Genomic DNA, 20,109 nt, shown 5'->3' with positions numbered 1-20,109 from the left:
TCTTATTTACTAAGATTTTTTCGATTTATAAAAAGTATACTTCATAAATACTATACTTTTACTGCATTGCAAATTTAAGTAGCTTTGTCAACAATATTAACATTTTTTGCACCTAAAAATTCATAATGGTCTCACAAAATATATACATACTTGGTATTGAGTCATCTTGTGATGATACTGCTGCTGCTGTACTTTGCAACGGCAAAATAAAAAGTAATATTGTAGCCACACAGAAAATCCATGAAGAATATGGTGGTGTAGTTCCAGAATTAGCTTCTAGAGCACACCAACAAAACATTGTTCCTGTGATAGATCAAGCTATAAAAAAAGCAGGAATTACTAAAGAAGACTTAACAGCAATAGCATTTACAAGAGGCCCAGGATTAATGGGATCTTTATTGGTAGGTACTTCGTTTGCAAAATCTATGGCAATGGCATTACAAATTCCTTTAATTGAAGTAAACCATATGCAAGCGCATTTATTAGCTCATTTTATTGAAGAAGAGAATTTTGAAAAGCCTAATTTCCCGTTTTTAGGTTTAACTATTAGTGGAGGCCATACTCAAATTGTAAAAATTACAGATTTTTTTGAAATGGAAGTTATTGGGGAAACTTTAGACGATGCTGTTGGAGAAGCTTATGATAAGTGTGGTAAAATGCTAAACTTACCTTACCCTGGCGGACCTTTGATAGATAGATATGCACAAGACGGAGACCCAAAAGCGTTTGTTTTTGCAAAACCAAATGTAAAAAATCTTGATTTTAGTTTTAGCGGATTAAAAACTTCTGTTCTTTATTTTATACAAAAGCAAGAAAAACTAAACCCTAATTTTGTAGAAGAAAATTTAAAAGATTTGTGTGCTTCTTTTCAATTTACAGTGGTTAAAATTTTAATGGACAAGCTTAAAAAAGCAGTAAAACAAACAGGAATTAAAGAAATAGCCATTGGTGGTGGCGTTTCTGCTAATAGTGGTATTAGAAAAGCTCTTACAGAAGCTCAGTCTAAATTTGGGTGGAAAACCTACATTCCGAAATTTGAATATACAACAGATAATGCAGCAATGATTGCTATTGTAGGACATTATAAATATTTAGATAAACAATTTGTAGATGCTAGTATTACAGCAAAAGCTAGATATTCTCTTTAATTTTTTAGTATGCAATTATTCTATAATCCAACTGTAAAAAAATCTGATAAAGTAATTACTTTTCCGAAAGATGAAAGTAAACATATAGTTAAAGTATTACGTAAAGATATTGGTGATAAATTAAACATTACCAACGGTAAAGGTTTTTTATTTACAGCAGAAATTACAGATATTAATCCAAATAAATGTAGAGCTGTTATTCAAGATTTTGAAGAAGAAAGAGATAAAAAATACCACATACATTTAGCAGTTGCTCCTACTAAAATGAACGACCGTTTTGAGACATTTTTAGAAAAAGCTACCGAGATAGGTTTAGATAGCATTACCCCTATTATTTGTGATCATAGTGAGAGAAAAATTGTAAAAATAAACCGATTAGAACGTGTTTTACAAAGCGCTATGAAACAGTCTTTGCATTTTACATTACCAAAAATAAATGAAGCAATACCTTTTAAAGACTTTGTAGAAAATGAACAAAACGAACAAAAATTTATTGCTCATTGTGAAGAATTAGATAAAAAGTCTCTTCAAAAAGAGTTAAAACCAAGAGGTAATTATACAATACTTATTGGTCCCGAAGGAGATTTTTCACCACAAGAAATAGAATTAGCAATAAAAAACTCATTTATACCAGTAACCTTAGGTAATACTAGGTTGCGTACAGAAACTGCTGCAATTGTAGCTGCACACACAGCAGCAATGATTAATGAATTTCAGTAACAAAATTCTACTTATATTTATTAAAATTTAAATCCCGTTATGCAGAAGTATTTTTTTAGCCTGTTTCTATTACTTAGTATGCTAAGTCAAGCTCAAGATATAGCTATTTTAAAGTATAGCGGTGGTGGTGATTGGTATGGTAACCCTACTTCTTTACCAAATTTAATTAAATTTTGTAATCAAAATATAGGTACTGCAATTAATGAACAACCAAAAACGGTAGAACCAAAAAGCACAGATATTTATAGTTACCCCTTATTACATATGACAGGACACGGAAATGTGTTTTTTACTTCAGAAGATGCTAGTAACCTTAGAAAATATTTAATAAGTGGTGGTTTTATTCATATTGACGATAATTATGGAATGAAACCTTATCTAGAAAAAGAGTTAAAAAAAGTTTTTCCCGCATTAGAGTTAAAAGAATTACCAGCTAATCATCCAATATTTTCTACTGCATATAATTTTCCAGAAGGATTACCAAAAATACACGAGCATGACGGTAAGCGTCCACAAGCTATGGGTATAACTTTTGAAGATAGATTAGTGTTACTTTTTACTTTTGAAAGTGATTTGGGAGATGGTTGGGAGAATGAAGAAGTACATAACGACCCAGAAAATGTAAGGTTAAAAGCATTACAAATGGGTGCTAACATTGTTAAATACGCTTTTGAGCATTAATATGAGTCAGCAATTAGATCATCTTACCATCCCGTTTTCTACAGAGAGATTTCCTGTGACATTAATTACAGATCAGGTGAAAAGTCCTGCAAACTTGGGTAGTATTTTAAGACTAGCAGATGCTTTTTGTGTAGAAAAAATTATTTTCTGCGGAATAGATGAAGAAGTTATTAATAGTAATAGATTAAAAAGAACAGCGAGAGCAACTCAGCAAACAATGCATTACTGTTTTGAAGATAATATTATAGACGTAGTAAATAGTCTTCAGCAACAAAATTACAGTCTCACTGCATTAGAAATTACAGATGATAGTATAGCGGTAGAAGATTTTATGATTAAAAAAGACTTGAAGATTGCACTAGTAATTGGAGATGAAAATTTTGGAGTTTCAGCAGAAATTCTTCAAAAAACAGAGCAAAATATACACATCACTATGTTTGGTAATAATAGTAGTATGAATGTGGCACAAGCTACAGGTATTGCTTTGTATGAGATTACAAAAAAAATAAAATCAGTTCAACAGAAATAATATCTTGTTAAGGTGAGCAAATCAATGAGTAAATCTATAGCATACGGAATTTTAAAAGCTCTTGCTGTAGTGGTAGGTGTTATTTTATTCTGTTATTTTATTTATAAAATACAATCTGTAATTATCTATGTTGCTATTGCAGCAGTTATGGCATTAATAGGTAGACCAATAGTATGGTTTTTAAAACACAAACTTAGACTACCTAATAGAATCTCGGTAATCATTGTGTTATTACTATTTCTATGTGTTTTTGTAGGCTTAATAGCGTTGTTTGTACCTATAATTATTACACAAAGTGAAAATATAGGCCAAATAGATTTACAGGCATTTAAAAACGATTTAAATGCATTAAACAGTCAAATAAGAGAGTTTTTAGGGGTAGAACAATTAGATATTGTAGAAGGTATTAGGCAAACCAGTATGGTGCAAAACTTTGATTTACAAGTTTTTCCTGATTTTATGAATATGCTATTTGGTGGTTTGGGTACTATTTTTATTGGTGTATTTTCTATAATATTTATTTCATTCTTCTTACTTTCAGATAGTTCATTAATGCTTAATAGTGTGCTTGTATTTTCTAATTATGGAGAAGAAGAACGTTTTAAAAGAGTTTTTGAAAAAATTAAAGTATTGTTATCTCGATACTTTGTAGGATTAACACTTCAAATTTTAGTACTTTTTATACTTTATACCATATTGTTAGTAGTTTTTGAAGTAGACAACCCTATTGCCATTGCTTTTATATGTGCTTTTTTAAATATTGTACCTTATTTAGGGCCTTTATTTGCTGGTATTTTAATGATTTTGTTTGTGATTTCTAGTAATTTAGGCGCAGATTTTTCTAGTGTAATTTTTCCAAGGTTAGTATATGTTATGAGTGGTTATGGTATAGCTCAATTAATAGATAATTTTATAAATCAGCCTTTAATATTTGGTAAAAGTGTAAAATCTCATCCGTTAGAGATATTTTTAATTATTTTAATAGCTGGTCTGTTATTTAATGTGATAGGTATGATTGTAGCAATACCTGTTTATACCGCTATAAAAGTAATTGCTAAAGAGGCGTTTAGTGAGTATAAGATTGTAAGAAAACTTACCAGAGATTTGTAATTATATGTGGAATAAAGCTTTGCTGAAAAAAGACGTGCAAGATTTTATTAGTGCTAACTTAAAATCTAATCTACCACAACTTATATTAAAAGGTAGTCCGTTTAAAGACGTTACTATTCAAGAATTAGCAATACAGATAGAAACAAAACGTAAAGCCGAAAAAAAAATACCCTCTTGGTTTTCTACAGATAATATTATTTATCCTAAAACATTAAATTTAGAACAAACTTCTTCAGAAATCACAGCAAAATACAAGTCTTCTCAATTAGAAGGAGAAACAATTATAGATCTTACAGGTGGTTTTGGTATAGATAGCTTTTTCTTTGCTCAAAAATTTAAAAAAGTTACCCATTGTGAATTAAATGAAGAACTCTCTTTAATTGCAAAACATAATTTTCAAAAATTGTCTAACAAAAATAATATTGAATTTTATGCTGGTGATGGAATAGAATTTTTACAAAATACCAATCAAAATTACGATTGGATTTTTATTGATCCATCTAGAAGAGATCAAGCTGGCGGAAGAGTTTTTAGATTGCAAGATTGCGAACCAAATGTTATTGAAAATTTAGATATTCTTTTATCTAAATCTCATCAAGGTATATTTATGAAAACCTCACCTCTACTTGATTTGAGTTTAGGTATTAAAGAACTTCAGTATAAAGTACAAGAATTACAAGTTATTGCTGTAAATAATGATGTTAAAGAATTACTTTGGAAAATTACTTCTAAAGAAAATAAAGAAAATACTCCTGTAACTTGTATAAATTTCACGAAAAATAAAATACAAACTTTTAAAACCACTTTAGAAAAAGAATCTGGCAGAAGCATAACTTATAGCAATCCGCAGCAATATTTATATGAAGCAAATGCAGCCATTTTAAAAGCAGGTTTATTTAATAGCGTAGCAGAAGAATTTCATATAAATAAAATAGCAGAACATAGCCATTTATACACTTCAGAAGAAAAAATAGAGTTTCCTGGTAGAGTTTTTAAAATTTTAGAGCTAATACCTTTTCAAAAGAAGACATTTAAAAAATTAAGAATACAAAAAGCAAATGTTACTACTAGAAATTTTCCGTGGAGCGTAGAGCAAATACGTAAAAAGTTAAATATAAAAGATGGCGGTAATACCTATTTATTTTTCACAATAAATAAAAATAACGAGAAGTTAATTGTGGTTTGTGAAAAAACATAATATTATTATTGAATTTTGAATCTTTTATTCATTTCTATTAATAAAGGTTTATTAGCAATAAGATCTTCTAAACTGGCTTCAAACGTAATAACCTGATTAAGTTTAGGAAAAGATATTTTTTTCTTTACTATAGAATTTGAAATAATAAGGTTAACATAGTTAAACAAAAGTATTCCCTTTTGCATAAGCTCTTCATCTACTATTTTAAAACCTATTTTTGTAGCTGTTCTTTTGTTAATTATATATGTAGTAGCTTTAAATGTAATTTTTTGATCAGGCTTAATTTCAAAGTCTTCAATCATATTTAAAAGACCTTCTGTATATTTTTTAAGAATATAATTTCTTCTTTTTGTAGCACTCCATTCTCTTTTTATTACAAAAACATAATCTAATAAAGTACCTCCGTGAATTTTAACAATATTATTTTTAGGACTTTCTGTTATCAATAAATTAGAATAATAAATTAATTTACCTTGTTTTTTCATAGAAGGCACATCTAAAAATGGAGCAATTACCGTAATTAAAATGAAGAAAATTAAAAAAGGAATAAAATAAAGTTTTGTAAACCACCCTATAATTAAGAATAACAAAAAAAATAATAGAGTTATAAAAACAATTTTTACTTGAAATTGAATTTGTTTTTTTTTAGATTTTGAAAAAAATGGATGATTCACTGTTTAAAAAATTAATTTATTAATAGCTCAAAGGTCTCATTTTTTTAAAGTTTTTATGAATTTAAACACAGATTAAATTTTTCTTTAAAAATTAACTAATTGTAAATAAAGTAGATGCAAATTATTTAAAAAAAAGATGATTTTTTCTTTGGTGAATACGCTTATGTGTTCTATATTTGCAACCGCAAAATAATTGCGACGTTCATAATTTTAACGGAGAGGTGGCAGAGTGGTAATGCAGCAGATTGCTAATCTGTCGACGAGAAATCGTCGCCAGGGTTCGAGTCCCTGTCTCTCCGCTAATTTTTTTTATTGATTTAATTTGGCAGATTAAAATAAAGTTTTATATTTGCCATCCCAATAAAAAAGCATCTTTTCGGGGTGTAGCGTAGCCCGGTCATCGCGCCTCGTTTGGGACGAGGAGGTCGCAGGTTCGAATCCTGCCACCCCGACACCAAGGGTATTAAAAGGAAACAATTAATACCTAAATGTATGAAAACCAGTAAAATATATTTTTACTGGTTTTTTTTATGCATAAATATTAGCAGCTAAAATATGTCCTAATTAGTGTCTAGTTTTTTTCAATAAAAAAATCTTATATTTATACCTAAGGCCAGTTGTATATTGGCTTTACGATTTGGCTTTCGTTAAAATAATTTTTTAATTTAAAACGAAAGAAATGTCCTATCAACAAACTTTTAATGTACGTTTTTGGCTAAAAAAAAATATTACTCGAAAAGATGGTACCATTCCCATCTATGCCAGAATCTCTGTAAACAGTATTGTTTCTGACCTTAGCACCCAATTGGCTGTAAAGAAGAGCCATTGGTGTACCAAAGCTGCTCGGGTTAAATTAAAATACAAAGATGCAAGTGAAACAAATCCGATATTAGAAAAAATATTAGCTAAACTTCACGAGGCTTTGGATCAGCTAAACCAAGAAGGACGTCCGGTAACCGCACTAAGTATTAAAGATCGTTATTTAGGAATAGATAAGCCAGTTCTCAGTTTATTAGAGCTTATAGACTATCATAAGGAAAATGAATTCCAAAAATTGGCTTCTGGTACCATAAAAAATTACGCTGCCACTGAAACCTATTTAAAAAGATTTCTGAAAGAAGAATATAAAACGATCGATGTCCCACTTTTACAAATTGACTATTCTTTTATCATTAAATTTGAAAACTTTCTTATAAAGTGCAAGCCTATAAAGTCATCGCAACCATTAAGTAATAACGGTCGCATGAAACATTTGGAACGTTTTAAAAAACTTACCACTTTAGCATTGAAACATAATTGGATCAAATTGAATCCATTTGCACTTTACAAAATGAGTTATGATCATTACGATTGCGCTTATTTACAAGCTGCTGAGATAAGAAAAATGAAATCAATTTTGCTTGATGATCAGCTGTCGGTTACTCGAGATTTATTTATTTTTTCTTGCTATACAGGATTAAGCTACGTGGAGATAAAGAATTTAAGGTTATCCCACATCACAGAAGGTATTGATGGAAACTTATGGATCATGCTTCGCCGTCAAAAATCTAAAACCGCAGTAAAATTACCCATCTTACCAGATGCCCAGGAAATTTTAGATAAATATTTATCAGAATATTATGGAAATGATAGTACCCCAATCATTCCTATTTTAAGTAATCAGAAAACCAATCATTATCTGAAGCTAATTGCTAAAAAATGTGATATTCAAAAAAACTTAACTTTTCATGTAGCCAGACACACTTTTGCAACGACCATAACTCTGCTAAATGAAGTACCTATTGAAACTGTTTCCAAAATGTTAGGACACACAAAACTCTCTACTACTCAGAAATACGCTAGAGTTGTGGAAGAAAAGATTAGTTTAGATATGGGTAAATTAAGTAAACGCTTAGGAAAAAATTTGTCTAAACGGTCAAGAAGTAAACAGCCTATTCAACTTAAAATTGTTCGATAAACCTATAAAAAAGACCGACAAAATTGTCGGTCTTTTTTTTATAGTTTAGCATTTAAAATTAATTTCCTTCTCCCCTTTTTCTCTTGAAGTTCTAATTGAAGTTTCTCATTTTCTCCTAACACAAATTTCGGAAAAACATAAACAAACCTAAAGCTTTGGCTATGGTACACTTTATTGGGCACTTTATACTTTAAAATAGGAGTTAAAGAAAGCTTTTGGTAAGAGGATTTTCTTTTTTGATTTCCCTGAACCCGGAAAAGTTCTAGGTATTCTAACTCCAGTGCAATCCCTGATTTATTTTTAATTTCTATCACTAGATAAGTTTGATCACGACTATAGGCTAGTCTTTCCATCTTGAGTTTAATACCTGATCGACGTTTAGTTTTGATATGCTGAGAAGAAGAAGTTAAAAGATATTCGCTATATCTTTCAAAATATTCCTGTTGTCTGCCGACCGAGTCTTTTTCAAAAACAGATAGTTTTTTTTGGGGGATAGCGTGCTCGGTTCCCACCCGATTTTTCTTAGGTATAAAATAAGTAAGCTGTTTTAAATCATCGCTGTATTTAACAATGTAGCTAAATACATTACCATCAACGGTAATCACTAATAAATTCCCGTCTTCGCCATCTATTCCTTGCAAAAGTCCCAGGTATTGAGGTGCCTCTCTATTATAGGTAAACGTAAAATGATCATTTCCGGTAATTGCTTGTTTGATTGGCGATGGGAAGAATAACGCCACTGCTTTATAATTATTTACATATAGGGTGTCCGGATCTGAGAATCCAAAAGACGTAAAACTTGAGAATAGCAGTAGAAATATTAAAATTAGATTTTTCATAGTTTATTGTTTTACGGGTTTTAAATTCATTTGATATTGATCCAAGATGGTTACTTTCACATTTCGATTATTTCTTCTAAATAAGTTTTTAAGCCCGCTGACCTGAGGCACCGTTGGAATATTAATAGATCCTACTGTCTGGTCGAGTACTTCCCGTGTAGCCTCTTGTTGAAAGCTATTTTTCAAATAAACCCCTTCCCCTCCATCTTGTAGATCAAAGGCATTTAGTTGTACTTCTTTCTCTTGAATATGGGTGATTTTCAGTAAAGTTCTATTGGGAGCAAAATTAACGGTAGCATAAATAGGTGTATTTTTAAGGTACTGTTTTCCTCCAATCCAAGATTTTTTACCTAAGCGCAGGGATAATCTTTCATTAGTACTAATTTTTTGTTCGCCATCAACACTCACCGGTATGATTTCATCTGTCCTACCTTTCATTTTTGAAACAGTATTTACTCCATTAGCGGCAAAGAACAATTGATGTTCTAAACCTAATTCTTCTAATTGTTCCAATTGCTTCTCTTCCTCCAATGTATTTTGAGAAGGATTGAGGGTACTGGTATTATTTCCAGCTTGTCTTATTCTGGAATTATCTGAATATTGTTGATAGACGCTATCGATCAATTGTTGTTTTTCATACGTCAATTGATCTTCCCGATAGGTCCCGGTAGTATCAAACAAATCTTCGTTATAAACTTCTGGAATATGCTCGATTCTTTCTTCCTCCAGATGATCCAATGCTTCCATTTTTGTATTGTACTGTTCGGGATCTTCTTCTAATTGCGGAACCGGAGGCTGTTTATCTTCTAAGGAATCTTCTTCCTGTTTTCCAAAAGTGATAATGGAATACCCTACGATAAACAATACCACACTTAGTAATATTACTATCATTACGATTTTATTCTTTTGTACTTTCATGGCTATGTATTTTAGTTAAACTTTGTTCATAAAAATTTTTAATGATTAACCCGTGGGGATTGTGTGGAAAATTTCGATCCACCTTCATCAGTTGACCGCTGGTTTTAATTTCATAGGAATCGGTAGCCTCGCCACGTGTAATACTAAACCGGGTGGTGGTCATAAAATTGATTTCGCCATTTTTTAAAGATATTTCTGAATGTATAGCACTTATTTTTTGGATCAATGAGTATTGCAATAAGCGATTGTAAATTCCTTCGGCTTTTTTTTGACGATAGAGTTCAGCTATCGAGTTATCCCCAAGCCACAATGCCTTTTCCATATTTCGTTCAAAATTATTGGCATTGATTTGATAGAAATAACGGTGAAACATTTCTAAATGTGCTTTAGCTTCCACTTCGAGATTTTCCCGATGCTCAATAAGCTGTAAGGGGATTACTTGTCCTTGATCATTAATCACAAATGCACTTTGCTGACTTTGTTTAAAAATTCGGTAGGCAAAGAACCCCGATGCAATCATCGATAAGGAAGCACCGATGATGACCGTTAATACGACAAAACGATTTGTCCTAAGAACTTTATAGATATTGGTATAAGGTGTTTTCATAATTTTATGAATTGATTTTATCCTCCGGTAAAAAGACGTAATACAAAGGAGCTTGACTTTTTATATAATTTGAATTTTAAAAGCACGATAAATCCGATGGATGCCAGCTCAATAAGCGGGGCAAAAAATTCACTTCCCCAATCGGTACCAAAGAGATCATTCCAAAAGCTTGAATTTATTTCTGTATAAAGGTTATTAATGAAAATGTTTACCAAAAAGAAGGCAGGCACCAACATATAGACTCCGGCATACAACTTAAAAAACTGGTAAGCTAAGTTTCGAAATTTCTCGAAGACCGCCAGGCTAATGACCAGCGGAAAAAACGCTTGCATCAGCCCCAATAAAAAATAGCGTTCAGCCAGAAATAAGGGATAGATAAATAAATCCAATAGCCAAAGAATGACCCCAGCAATAAATGCAATCATTTTTAAACCAAAAAGTGGGGTTACCAAAGCTTCGTAAAGCACGGCCATCGCCTTTTTTGTGGCTTCAATGGCGCCTACATCTTTCTCCAAATCGACATCACTTAATTGTAATGGCATCAGTGCCGGTGCCGTATTTCTGTATTGACTTTCTATAGAAACTAGAATACCATCAAAGACCCCCAGAATTTCGGAGGAAAAGATCACTAATAGCACAATGATAAAGTTCTTAAAAAGTTCATTAGGACGAAGACCCCAAGTTTGACCATCGGTTTTTGCCATTCCTTCATTATATTTTTTTAAAATATTGATCAGAAAGAATAATATGGCAAGCGTCTTCATACCTGTGATGGTATATTGAGAAAAGTCACTTTCTTTAATCGTCTGGAATACCGTATCGATATATTCTAAACCTATACTCATCAGAAATCGGTTTCACGGTTATTGATTTTATCCTGCATTTTTCGAAATGATATAATGCTGCGATATCTTTGTGTTTTGTTATTTACTTCCGCTAACATCTCCGAGGAAGTTTCTTCATAGGCTTTAAGTATGGCTGCCCGTTCTCCATCGCTCATTTTTAAATAGTCACTGGTTAAAATTTTATCGATATAATTTACATTTAGAGTAGAGCGTTGCAGGATTTCATTAAATGATTCACTTACCTGATCGACTTCTTCCGGTTTGATATAAGGTGAACTTAAGATTTCCTGTAAATCCTGTTGAACCAACTGGTAAAGTTGCTGATTGTTTTGAATAAGGTTACTGACCGCATCTAGCTGCTGAATCACATTACTTACCTTTTCAATACGTTCCTTTTGTTGTTTTAAAAATTCTACCGTCTTTAAAAGGTTTGTAGTCTGTTTTGCTGACTCCACCAGCTGCTTGGCCAAGCTGATGAAATTTGTATTGTCATATACAGGCATTCCCTGTGCCATTGTAATGCTTGGCATTAGAAAAGCCAAGCATAGCGTGATGGCTATCTTTCGAAACGGTGGTGATATAAGGTTTTTCATTTCTATAAATTTTAAGATTCATTTTTACTTTGAAGAAAATCTTGAATAGCCTGTTCCATATTCCCCGATTCTTGGAATAGCCTAAGAATTTGATCGCTTTCTTCTCCATCGGTGAGGTAAGCCGCGTATACCTCAGGAGGAACCTCTAGACGAAAAATATTGCTCTCCTTCCCTATTTTGATAAACATTTCTGTATATTTTCTATCACCGGTGAGACGATTCCGGATGGATCTTAACTGATTCAGATCGTGACTGGAAAGGTTCAGTCTTTTTTGTAGGTCATTGTAACCTTTTTCATTTCTAAGGCTATAAACCACTTGAGTATTTTCCAAAATACTAGCCGAAGTAGCGTTTTGAGGTAATTGATTAATTGATTGAAGAATAATACCGATGGCTCCATTTTGTTTTCGAATAGCCTGATAGTAAAACTCCACACTCTCCAACACATTTTGAAATTTCAATTGTTTGGCAAACTCATCAAACAAAATGATTCCACGTTCAGAACGATTTCGCCAAATTGTGCGTTGAATGGCCGATTTAATCAGCTTCAACATCACCGAGAGGATTTCTTTATTATCTCTTACCTCGTCTAATTCGAAGATAATCATCTGCTTATCTTCAATCCTGTAAGTCTGGTCTTCGCCAACCTCAAATAGAAAACTATATAAACCATCACCTACATACTCTGATAGAATATGTAAAAAATCATACGTACTGAAATAACTCTCCCGTATACCAAGCAGTTGATGAAAGTGGTCTTTATGATGATCTACAAAATCATAAAGAGAACTCAGAGAATGTTCTTTTCTAATTTCTTTATAGTAATACAATAGCACCTTTTTCATCGCTACCTGTTTTGCCTTAGAGACCTTGGCTCCTTCTGCCATCAACTCTAACAGAAAAACACTTAAGTCTTCCAATCGCTCAGGGGTCAGGTCTTGCTCACTTGAAATATAAAATGGATTAATCCCTAAACTTTCTCCGTGCTGATAACGCAAAATAATATGCTGGTCAGGATATAGTTTTGCAAACTTGGAATAAGAACCCCCCAAATCGATGATCACCAATCGTACTTTGGCTTCGAAATACTGTCGAAGGATGTTATTGGCCAAAAAAGATTTTCCTTCCCCTGTGGGGGCGAATATGGCGAAATTCCTTGCCTTAATTCTTCTTTTCTTTTGATCCCATACATCCTTTAAGATGGGTAGATTATGTTGACGATCATTAAAAATTACCCCTTGTTGGTCTGATTTATAATTGGTGCTTTGTATCCATAAACAAAGGGCGTGTTTCAAATCACTCACGTATAGATCTTCATCGGTAAAATTACTAGAGTAGCAGAAATAGGAATTTAGATAATAATGCTTTCGTGCATCTCCTTTAGGAGCATAAGGAATCATATCCAATTCTTTGAATTCACCTTTTATTTGGGAGGAAATAGATTTTAACTGCTCTAATGTTTCACTCCAATAAATGACATTGAGTTGTCCTCGAATAATTCGCGATTGTTCATCTTTATTGATCCTATCCAGAATATGCTTTATTTTTTCAAGAATCACTTTGTTTTGGGTTCCAAAATTTGAACTCTTTTGAAGCGCAGTTACTTTTTTCTCCAGAAGTTTTCTCCATCGGTGTTTATCATCGAGAAATAAGATTTGGTTGACCAAATGGTTTTCGTGCAGATTAAGTCCTAAACCGTCGATAAACCCCTGATGAAAACTGAAATCGTCCGAAGTGAATTCTTCATTGATTTTACTGCTTTGTAACGTATCACCAAAACATAATTCGCTATTAATAGCCAATACATCAAAATAATACTTCCCGATTTTGATTTCATTGTCTAACTCTATATCCGTATCTACATGTTCATTAAACCCATTAAAGTAACTTTGAGTTTGCTGATGAAATGATGAAGAATGCAATGGTTGTATCTCTATTTTTTTTGAATTTTGAATAAAAGCGATCACATCGTGTACAGCACGCTGAAAAGCATTTGCTCGAGTTTTAATTTTCTTATAAAAATCTGTTTTTATCGTTCTAAAAGGATTGATATACCCACTAGCTTTAGTACTTTTAGAGGCTGGCAAAATAAAATACAGGTAACTCTGATGCTCTAGGTAGTTTCTCTCTTTAAAATATTGATAGGTAGCCTTTTGTAAAAACGTTTCTCGTTGAAGTTGGTCTCCTTTATAAATTGATTTTCTATAGAGATCCTGCTTATGCACAATGGTGCCCACCGGTAAGCTTTTGATAGCTTGAAAAAATTGGGCGTGCAGTGCTTCAAAATCCTTTTCTGAAAGCGAATAGATTTCCGGAAGCTCCAATTGATAGCCGATCACTAAATTTCCATTAGCAGCAAAAACTAAATTATCCTGTATATCCAAAATGGGATAATGTGAAGAGAGATTAAATTCATTCATAGTCAAGAGTTGATTGACGTTTGTTACTAATTCGTTTAGGAAAAGATTTCTTTAAAAATCCTAAAAGGGGTTGTTTTGAGAACCTGTTAAGCCCTATAAAAAGAAGGCAGTTCCAACTAATTGCGATGATGATGGTTAACATTCCAAAAGAGAAAATAATTACCATCAAAGAGCCGATCACCGATAACATCTGCAGCGCAAAGAGGTTTAAGGGCAAACCGAAGATGACCGCTTTTTTTCGTATATCCCGATAGGGTTTAAATTGTTTCATTAGACCACTATTCCTATCAGGTACGTAAAAATCCCAACTACCGCTCCCGCAATAAGAACAAAGATGAGCACCCGGGTGATCCCTTTTTTAAGATCTGCATTTTCTCCAAAAAAGTGACCGGCGTTAAACAGGAAACCCACTAAGAAAATGACTCCAAGAATAATGGGAAAGATCGCTCGAATGGTATCTGAAATATCATTCACGGAATTTTCAATTCCTCCGATTTGTGCCCATGCTGATCCTGTGAATATGAGTAATAAAAGTGAAACATAAATAGCTTTTTTCATATCAAATAAGATTTTTGTGATACTTGAAATTGATAAAGTAAAGCTATGACAATCAACACTTTATTATACTGAACGTCAGAAATCTGTGAATAACATTCTATTTGCTATTCATTGTTGGAATATGGTTCTAAATCATAATAAAATAAATGATCCTTTTGATAATAGCTGTTGATAACCTAAAAAGTCATAAGGATAATTATTTCTAAAAACGTCAATTTTCTATCCACAAACCTTGGAGACTCATCATATTTAGGTTCTTTTATCTTTTGCATCTTTGCTAAAGGCAATCAAATTAAAAAGCTCCCGCATCCTACTTCGAACGCGGTTTCCATAGCGCTTTTCGAGTTCCTCTGCATTAAGATTAGTAGTCACGTGAGTTTTTAGCTTTCTGTGGGTATTTAAATAAAGTTCATGTCTTGACAGTAGAATTTCTCCCATCACATTACAATCCTTTCCGTAGAATCTACCGTAAGGCTCAATACCCAGATCATCAAAACAGAAAAAATTGGAATTGCCATAATCTTCAATGGCCTTATAACCAAGATGATTAAAACTAAACACCACATTTCTACTAGGAATCATCTCATAAGGACGTTGCTGTGGAACCAGAAATTTTAAAAGCTTCATTAAACTTGTTTTTCCACACCCCACGGGTCCGGATAATAAAATCCCTTTATGGACATCTATTTCAAATTTTTCACAATTTTCCTTATCCCTAATGAGGTATGAACACAGCTTGTAGATAATCTCACGATCCTCACGGTATAATTTAAATTTTTCCCCGAAAAGCAATTTACCTTTAGCCTCCAGGTAGACTTGCATTTTTTTAAAATCATAACGAATTTCTTTTCCGTAGATTTTTCCTATTTCATAAGCAACGCCACCTTCCTGAATGATATGTGGTGATTTAAAATTCATAAGGGTTCATCATAATTTTTATCGTCACTAGTTCTAAGGTTGTCCTGATTCGGGACATCTAGGTTAAGTTTTTCAGTAGTTTCATTTTCCGAAAAATTTAAATTTTCAAAAATTTCTGTTTTTTTATTGTTTTTAATGTTTTCTATAGTTTGTATATGTTTTATTATAGATACCAATGCTTGTTCACTACTTGTCCTATTTTTGGTATGGTTGGGGTCTAATACTTGTTCACTACTTGTCCCAAAATCGAACATCTTAATTTTGCTACCCTTCCAAGGATTATGGGAAGGCATATAAACCAAATAGCTCCAATGGCTCAATTCTCGGATGCATCGATGGTAAGTGGATTTGGAACCAATTTTAGCCAGGTTCATCACTTCCTGGCGATTAATAAAAAATTCACTTCTATAGTAGTTGACATTCCAGAATTGAAAGAGGGCAAGATACAGACTGATGTGCGAAGGATTTAGTCGGTTATCCCGAAAAAAAAGCGCAAATACACGATTGAGGTGTTTGATGTAATTTACTGCTTCCAAAATCAAAAGGTATGATGTATTCTATTTTTCTCTAAAACAGCATTGATTTCTTCCTCATCATAATAGAGAACACCTCCAATTTTAGTATAAGGCAGCGTGCCGTTAATTCGTAAATTCTGAAGTGTGCCGGGGGAAATCCCTAAAAGTTCACGAACTTCTTTTGACCGTAACCATTTCTTCGAAGTAGTTGAGTGTTGTTTTAATAGTAATTCTTGGATCTCCTCAAGAAGTTCAAGTTTAAATTCTCGAAGATCATCGGTGGTAATGATAGTTGCTGACATAATTTTTGTTTTTAAATTAAAAAAGTGAGTACCCTCCTACTATCACCTATTCAGGTACTCACTTAAATTTGGCTGATGAATTTGCTCTATTCATAGAGCGGTTCCATCAACCGTTGATTTGACTTTCATTACAAATTTTGAATCTTTTTATGGGTTCTTATCCCAAGATGAATCGTAGTTACGACAAACTTTAACATCCTCTCTAAATAGATACAAAAAAGCCCAAATACGATGATTCAGGCTTTAATTTTAATCCTCTAGGGAGCGTTATATCAAAAAATTTCAGAAGTAGATCGAATCGTAACTACGTTTTTTCGAAGCCTTCTTCTTTATCCATTTTATGTTGAAGATGAATAATCAATTCATCAAGAAATTTAGTTCTACTCCCCCTCCTTTCCTTTATCTCTGAATAGGTTTTATAAATTTGATCAAGTTTGATATTGAAAAAATCTTCAAAGCTGGAAGTAATCATTTTCAAATCAGCTGCTCCGTGATTCACACATTGATCGGAATAGAGTGCATAAATGAGTTCAATCAGTGCTGTTTTGGAAGCTGTCCATACTAAAACTTGATGCTTCTTCTGTTCATAGATCTTGGTTTGCCCCGGCTTTAGTTCTTCTAAAGATTCCCTTAAGTAATGTATGAATTGATACATAGCTTTTACTTTTGCCCAAAGCATATCGTGGGAGGTTGAAAACTCCGGAAACTGATAGTAATCGGTAAGTGGGCTAACCGGAAATTTTGAGCGATGGGTGCGTGAAAAAAACTGATGGTCTAAATAAGTATGACCAAGTTCCATATAATGAACGAAATCAGAATTCTTATGGAAAAATTTATTGACCCTTTTTAATTCTTTTTCATAATAGCTAATTTGATATTGTAAACCAACTTTTGGTTTTTGAAGCTCACAGCTTCGCATTTCCGTATAGTATATTAAGTAGCTCATTGGGATTGATTTGATATTTTTGAAAAAATGAATTTCTTTGGGTATCGTTTCAAAATCATAATCCTCCACTTTCTTCTTAAGTGTAGAAAGTGTTTTATTGCAAACTGCAATTGATATCATGGCCTCTTTTAGCAAGGTTAATTTTTGCTTTTGAATATTCTTTATTTTAATTTTAAAATCTTGGGTTGTCTTTTCTGCATTTTTCATTCTATTCCCATTTAATATTATTGAATCTGAGATTCTATATAATCTAACTTAAAGTTATTTTTAGCTTGTATATAAGCTATTTGAGGTAATACTTGTGCTCCAAGTTTTCGTTTTTCGAAGGAAGCACTTATACCAAAATCAACATCTTCATAGTCGAGACTTCCCGCTCGCTTAATACTTTCGTAAAGCAATTGACGGTAAGTTTGATATTGGAGGTTAAACTCATAATTTAACCCTACTAAACTGGGAACATACGATGGTTTGTTCCCCTTATAACAAAACATTACTCCAATAGGATCAGAAGAACCTTTTATTTTTTCTTTAGGATAGAGCAAAATAAACTCCCAAGCTCTAGAAATGTTCATCTGTTCAAATACTTTTTTTGGATAAAGAAATGTATTTAAGTCTAGATTTTTTTCTTTTACGTTTTGATATAATTGATAGAGAATTTCTAACTGTACTTGGTTAACATTTGAAACGATTTCAATAGTGACTAATGTTTGATAGGCTTCAATATCTTTTTTAAAATGCTTTCTTGATTTTTTAGAGAGACGTTGTAAATACTCCTCTTCACTTTTCCAAGCTAACTCATTAATGATACATAAATCTGGCATCTGAATAGGGATATATCCTTGAGATTGAAATACTTTCTGGTAAGCATTAGAGACTTCAAAATCTCTTAAAACAATTTGTTCAATGCCCTTTTCTTCCATAATAAGATCCAATTGATCTAATAAGAAATGAAAGATTTCTGCTTGATTTTCTTGATCTAAAACTTTTAAGGGTAATCCATCTGTAAATAAAGATCCTAAACTCAGAACTTTAGAAGTAAATTGATATGGGTTAGTTTTTCTTTGTTGTTCTATTAATTCTGAAACTTGAGTTTTTGCAAGCAGGTCATCTTTCCAAATTGATAAGGTAAAGGCTGCTAATGCAATTAATTCTTTTTGAGAATTAAAAACTTTTATATACCAGAACTCCCAGTTATTTTCCGGTAATTTATTTCCTGTAAATGATTTTTCTAAAAATTTAAAACCTTCCCAGTTTAAAAGGGCTTCTCCCAGAAAATGTGTATCCCATAGGTTTTTATCTATTTCCTGAATAGAGCTAAATGTTTGAATACTGAACTTCAAATTTTTCTTCTCGGATTTTTCAATTTTAATTTTTTTTTGAAAAGCACGATTCAGCTTATCATAGGTGTTTCCGGTCTGATTCATAATCACAGGATATAATTCTTTTAAGCTCTTTGCTAAGCTTTTAATATCAGTTGCGTGATTATGATTTGATAGGGTAATTCTAAGTCCGGTATTTTTAGAAGGAACTGCCGGAAATAATCCCATATTCACATAAAATCCTTCCTTCATTAATGCTTTGGTAAGTTGATAACCCGTCTCGGGAACACCAGTGGCAAGAAAAAATACTGGAGAGTCATTTTCATCTACTAACGGTAATTGATATTGTTTAATTAACTCCTTAAATAGACTTATCTTTTTTTGAAGTTTATTTTGTAGTTGGATTATATCTGTAGATAAATGGATTTTTGCAGCCGCAATAGCAGCTCCCACCGAAGCAGGATCTAATTGAGCAGAAAAAGTAAGGGGACCTCCAAAGGTTTTTATTTTCTGCTGTTTTTCTATATCACCACAAACGATAAATGATCCATTTGCTCCAAAAGTTTTACTTAAAGTACCTATAACCACTACTTTTTTTGATAATGGAAATAATTGATCGTAAACAAAACCTCGCCCCATTTTTCCCTTCCAACTCATTCCGTGAACATCATCAAAATAGAGGTGTAATTGCTTATATTTTTTTGATAGTTTCATTAAATGCTCTACAGGGCTATAGTCTCCATACATGGAATATACTCCATCAGCCATATACCAAATATGATTCACTTTTGAAGAGATTTCCTGGATTTTTTTCTCCAGTAAGTCTAGCCTATTATGTCTAACAAGTTCAATTTTAACTCCTCTTAGTTTTAATCTTTTAGCAGCGTCTTGTACACTCCAATGAACTTGATGATCCAATAATATTGCATCCCTATCTTCAACCAACACAGGAATAGCAGCCATATGGGCAATCGTAGCATTTTTAGAAATAACTACCGGCCGCTCATAAATTTGATCGAGCAGGTTCTCTAATTCAGCATATAGTGGATGCGAGATATATGATTTTGAAAGTGGGAATTGCGTACCATAATTTTGAATAGCTTCGATGGCAGCGTCTTTTAATCGTTGATCTTGTTCTAAACCAAGATAACCTGTGGTTCCGAAATGTTTTAACTTCTTTCCATTTACTCGCATATGTCTTCCATCAAAAGAGGATCCTTCGGCATTTAAATGTAAAATTTTCAAGTTTTTAGCATAAGTAAAAACCTCATCTACCGTATCTAAAAAACGGTTATGTTTCAGTTTTGCCATA

20 protein-coding genes and 2 tRNA genes are annotated in these 20,109 nt (G+C 32.5%); 9 read left to right on the top strand and 13 right to left on the bottom strand.

Annotated elements, in window-relative coordinates; translation table 11 throughout:
• The first annotated feature begins 125 nt into the window (after positions 1-125).
• Genes tsaD through BUC03_RS02895 form a run of 6 tightly spaced genes read left to right on the top strand, consistent with a single transcriptional unit; the run spans position 126 to position 5,386 of the window.
• Positions 126-1,148: a tRNA (adenosine(37)-N6)-threonylcarbamoyltransferase complex transferase subunit TsaD gene (tsaD, locus tag BUC03_RS02920; RefSeq protein WP_073148086.1), complete on the top strand. Its 1,023-nt coding sequence runs from the start codon at positions 126-128 to the stop codon at positions 1,146-1,148.
• 9 nt (positions 1,149-1,157) lie between these two features.
• Positions 1,158-1,868 (top strand): 16S rRNA (uracil(1498)-N(3))-methyltransferase, encoded by a 711-nt coding sequence (locus BUC03_RS02915; RefSeq protein WP_073148084.1) that lies wholly within the window; start codon positions 1,158-1,160, stop codon positions 1,866-1,868.
• Between the two features lie 39 nt (positions 1,869-1,907).
• Positions 1,908-2,549, top strand: coding sequence for a DUF4159 domain-containing protein (locus tag BUC03_RS02910; RefSeq protein ID WP_073148082.1), 642 nt, complete (start codon positions 1,908-1,910; stop codon positions 2,547-2,549).
• A 1-nt stretch (position 2,550) separates the two neighbouring features.
• Entirely contained in the window at positions 2,551-3,078 is a 528-nt protein-coding gene (locus tag BUC03_RS02905) for a TrmH family RNA methyltransferase (RefSeq protein WP_073148080.1), read from the top strand.
• Between the two features lie 24 nt (positions 3,079-3,102).
• The gene (locus tag BUC03_RS02900; RefSeq protein ID WP_073148079.1) at positions 3,103-4,188 is read left to right on the top strand and encodes an AI-2E family transporter; all 1,086 of its coding nucleotides are present in this window, start codon (positions 3,103-3,105) and stop codon (positions 4,186-4,188) included.
• Between the two features lie 4 nt (positions 4,189-4,192).
• Entirely contained in the window at positions 4,193-5,386 is a 1,194-nt protein-coding gene (locus BUC03_RS02895) for a THUMP-like domain-containing protein (RefSeq protein WP_073148077.1), read from the top strand.
• A gap of 5 nt (positions 5,387-5,391) precedes the next feature.
• On the opposite strand, the gene BUC03_RS02890 is transcribed toward BUC03_RS02895, so the two are convergent.
• A complete protein-coding gene (locus tag BUC03_RS02890; protein WP_159432692.1) occupies positions 5,392-5,871 on the bottom strand; it encodes a hypothetical protein in 480 nt (159 codons plus the stop codon).
• Positions 5,872-6,275: 404 nt separating this feature from the next.
• Between BUC03_RS02890 and BUC03_RS02885 the strand changes: the two genes are divergently transcribed.
• The 3 genes from BUC03_RS02885 to BUC03_RS02875 all read left to right on the top strand — a co-directional run bounded on the left by BUC03_RS02885 (position 6,276) and on the right by BUC03_RS02875 (position 8,017).
• Positions 6,276-6,359: transfer RNA gene (locus BUC03_RS02885), tRNA-Ser, on the top strand.
• 78 nt (positions 6,360-6,437) lie between these two features.
• A tRNA-Pro gene (locus BUC03_RS02880) sits at positions 6,438-6,512 on the top strand.
• Positions 6,513-6,739: 227 nt separating this feature from the next.
• Positions 6,740-8,017: a site-specific integrase gene (locus tag BUC03_RS02875; RefSeq protein ID WP_073148073.1), complete on the top strand. Its 1,278-nt coding sequence runs from the start codon at positions 6,740-6,742 to the stop codon at positions 8,015-8,017.
• A 38-nt stretch (positions 8,018-8,055) separates the two neighbouring features.
• On the opposite strand, the gene BUC03_RS02870 is transcribed toward BUC03_RS02875, so the two are convergent.
• From BUC03_RS02870 to BUC03_RS02810, 12 genes are all read right to left on the bottom strand, one after another.
• On the bottom strand, positions 8,056-8,856 hold the full coding sequence (locus BUC03_RS02870) for a DUF4138 domain-containing protein (RefSeq protein WP_073148071.1): 801 nt from the start codon (positions 8,854-8,856) through the stop codon (positions 8,056-8,058).
• 3 nt (positions 8,857-8,859) lie between these two features.
• Entirely contained in the window at positions 8,860-9,774 is a 915-nt protein-coding gene (gene traM, locus BUC03_RS02865) for a conjugative transposon protein TraM (RefSeq protein WP_073148069.1), read from the bottom strand.
• Positions 9,755-10,381 carry a conjugal transfer protein TraK gene (locus BUC03_RS02860; protein ID WP_073148068.1) on the bottom strand — a complete coding sequence of 209 codons (627 nt, stop codon included), beginning with the start codon at positions 10,379-10,381 and terminating at the stop codon, positions 9,755-9,757. The genes traM and BUC03_RS02860 overlap by 20 nt, the downstream gene beginning before the upstream one ends.
• Before the next feature lie 17 nt (positions 10,382-10,398).
• Positions 10,399-11,226 (bottom strand): hypothetical protein, encoded by an 828-nt coding sequence (locus BUC03_RS02855; RefSeq protein ID WP_073148066.1) that lies wholly within the window; start codon positions 11,224-11,226, stop codon positions 10,399-10,401.
• Positions 11,226-11,819: a TrbJ/VirB5 family protein gene (locus tag BUC03_RS02850; protein ID WP_073148064.1), complete on the bottom strand. Its 594-nt coding sequence runs from the start codon at positions 11,817-11,819 to the stop codon at positions 11,226-11,228. The genes BUC03_RS02855 and BUC03_RS02850 overlap by 1 nt, the downstream gene beginning before the upstream one ends.
• 11 nt (positions 11,820-11,830) lie before the next feature.
• Complete coding sequence (locus tag BUC03_RS02845; protein WP_073148062.1) at positions 11,831-14,239, bottom strand: TraG family conjugative transposon ATPase; 2,409 nt, start codon at positions 14,237-14,239, stop codon at positions 11,831-11,833.
• Positions 14,240-14,509: 270 nt separating this feature from the next.
• Positions 14,510-14,797 (bottom strand): hypothetical protein, encoded by a 288-nt coding sequence (locus BUC03_RS02835; protein ID WP_073148058.1) that lies wholly within the window; start codon positions 14,795-14,797, stop codon positions 14,510-14,512.
• A 249-nt stretch (positions 14,798-15,046) separates the two neighbouring features.
• Positions 15,047-15,715, bottom strand: a complete 669-nt coding sequence (locus BUC03_RS02830) for a P-loop NTPase family protein (protein ID WP_073148056.1) — start codon at positions 15,713-15,715, stop codon at positions 15,047-15,049.
• Entirely contained in the window at positions 15,712-15,969 is a 258-nt protein-coding gene (locus BUC03_RS15435) for a hypothetical protein (protein ID WP_317041137.1), read from the bottom strand. Before BUC03_RS15435 ends, BUC03_RS02830 begins: the two co-directional genes overlap by 4 nt.
• 284 nt (positions 15,970-16,253) lie before the next feature.
• The gene (locus tag BUC03_RS02820) at positions 16,254-16,532 is read right to left on the bottom strand and encodes a helix-turn-helix domain-containing protein (protein ID WP_073148052.1); all 279 of its coding nucleotides are present in this window, start codon (positions 16,530-16,532) and stop codon (positions 16,254-16,256) included.
• Between the two features lie 304 nt (positions 16,533-16,836).
• Positions 16,837-17,685: an RteC domain-containing protein gene (locus BUC03_RS02815; protein ID WP_073148051.1), complete on the bottom strand. Its 849-nt coding sequence runs from the start codon at positions 17,683-17,685 to the stop codon at positions 16,837-16,839.
• Positions 17,686-17,702: 17 nt separating this feature from the next.
• On the bottom strand, positions 17,703-20,108 hold the full coding sequence (locus BUC03_RS02810; RefSeq protein ID WP_073148050.1) for an aminotransferase class I/II-fold pyridoxal phosphate-dependent enzyme: 2,406 nt from the start codon (positions 20,106-20,108) through the stop codon (positions 17,703-17,705).
• Between the last annotated feature and the right edge of the window lies 1 nt (position 20,109).

The sequence above is a fragment of the Mesonia phycicola genome (genome assembly GCF_900141885.1).
In the GTDB taxonomy this organism is placed as follows: Bacteria; Bacteroidota; Bacteroidia; order Flavobacteriales; family Flavobacteriaceae; genus Mesonia; species Mesonia phycicola.
Note: the sequence above shows the minus strand (reverse complement) of the source record. Positions and strands in the feature narration are given on the sequence as shown.